1 protein-coding gene and 1 pseudogene are annotated in these 1,673 nt (G+C 76.0%); one reads left to right on the top strand and one right to left on the bottom strand.

All coding sequences use genetic code 11. The features are described 5' to 3' along the window. Positions 1 to 114 precede the first annotated feature (114 nt). A complete protein-coding gene (locus ACMA1D_RS31885; RefSeq protein ID WP_414727457.1) occupies positions 115 to 909 on the bottom strand; it encodes a hypothetical protein in 795 nt (264 codons plus the stop codon). A gap of 107 nt (positions 910 to 1,016) precedes the next feature. Here ACMA1D_RS31885 and ACMA1D_RS31890 point away from each other — a divergent pair. Next, positions 1,017 to 1,673, top strand: a pseudogene (locus ACMA1D_RS31890) (hypothetical protein); the annotation flags it as partial.

Raw genomic sequence — 1,673 nt, forward strand, 5'->3', positions numbered from 1 at the left:
GGGCCGGGGTGCCGGGGCCGGGGCCGGGGTGCCGGGGCCGGGGCCGGTCGGCCGCGCCACGGCGCGTACCCCGCGCCCCGCGGGCGGGCCGTGCGGGGGCCGGCCGGCCGCGCGTCAAGCGTTGGCCGGCAGGGCCAGCGCGATGCGCGTCTCATCGGCCGGTAGGTAGCGCACCTGGATGACCCGGCCCACCTGGACCAGTTGCACCGCGCGCGGCGGCAGGAACTTCTCCACCTCGGTTTCGAACGTCGTGCCGTCCGGGCGGCTGACGATCAGGCCGAGGCGGAGTTCGGCGTACTCCTCGCGGACCGCGCCGGTCACGTCCAGCGAGCGGACCACGGCCGATGCGGGGATGCCGCGCTCGGCGACCTCCAGTGCCTCCCGGGTGGTCAGGCCGCGCTGGAACTGCACCTCGTTGTACACGGCCTGGGCCCCCGCCATGTCCCCCGAGCGGTCGATCTCGACGCGGTCGGTGCGGCCCGGCAGGTAGCGGACGGGCAGTACGGCGCCCGGCGCGAACAGGGCGAGGTCCGTCAGGGGCACCACGAGCTTCGCGTGCGAGTCGAAGGTGGTGCCGTCCGCGCCGCGTACGTTCAGTTCGATGCGCACCTCGGGCTGGTCGTTCAGGGTGGTCCCGGTGGGGCGGGTGCCGGTGACGGTGCCGACGCCGAGCAGGCCGTTGCGGAAGGCCGCGCTGTTGCGCCCGGTGAAGGCGGAAACCACGCCGTCCTTGGTGAAGGCCAGCAGCACCGGAACCAGGCTCACCGCGATGCCCAGCGGGATCATCTGCGGCCCGACCCACGCGAGGCCGCCGGAGTCCGAGGCGTCGGCGGTGAGCCCGTACCAGAGGTAGTAGCCGACCGAGCCCGCGAGGAACAGCCAGGCCGCGGCTCGAAGGGTGCGAATCATGGGGTGTCCTTCCCGCAGGCGAACCAACGACCCCGACGTTAGGAGGGGTACCGCGCCTACCTGTCCCAGGTTTGGGTCCGCCTCGAACGCCCGTTTAAGCTGCCGGCATGCGGATCGGCCCGGACGCCTCGGATGACGGGGCACGCGCGCGTCCGCGCGCCGCGGTGCTGCACGAGGTGTGGCAGGGGCTGGCGGGCGTGGAGGCGCTCAGCGGGGCCCAGGGCGGCCCGCTCAGCCGCACCGTCAAACTCCTCCTCGATCCCCTGGTCATCCGGCCCGGCCAACACCCGCAGTGCGCGGGGCCGCTGGTGAGCGCCGACGGCGCGGCGCTGCTGGCCGCATCGGTGCACGCGGCGGCCGACGTCCTGCGCGCCACCGCGGAGTGGTTCACCGTGCTCAAGCGGGCCAGGCGGGCGGCCAGGATCAGCGAGGGCCATCCGCAGGACCGGTACTTCCAGCCCTGCTTCGAGCTGGCCACCCGGTACGGCCCGCCCACCCCCGCCACCCGTGACGAGCTCGCCCGGCGCACCCTGCGCGCGGTGCACGGCGCGACCGAGGGCCGCACCGTCGACGCGCTGCGCGCCCACCTCGCCGACCCGCAGCGGGCGCCCCGGCTGGCCGCGGAGTTGGTGGCCGCCTGGGAGCGGCGCGAGCACGCCACGCAGGGCCCGGCCGGTGCGCCGTATCCGCCGGCCGAGGTGCGGGCGGTGCTCGACGGCTGCGCCGCTGCGGCCGAACCGACGCCCGGCGCGGCCCCCGGCGGG

The organism is Streptomyces sp. 796.1, assembly GCF_047525675.1.
Classification (GTDB): Bacteria; Actinomycetota; Actinomycetes; order Streptomycetales; family Streptomycetaceae; genus Streptomyces.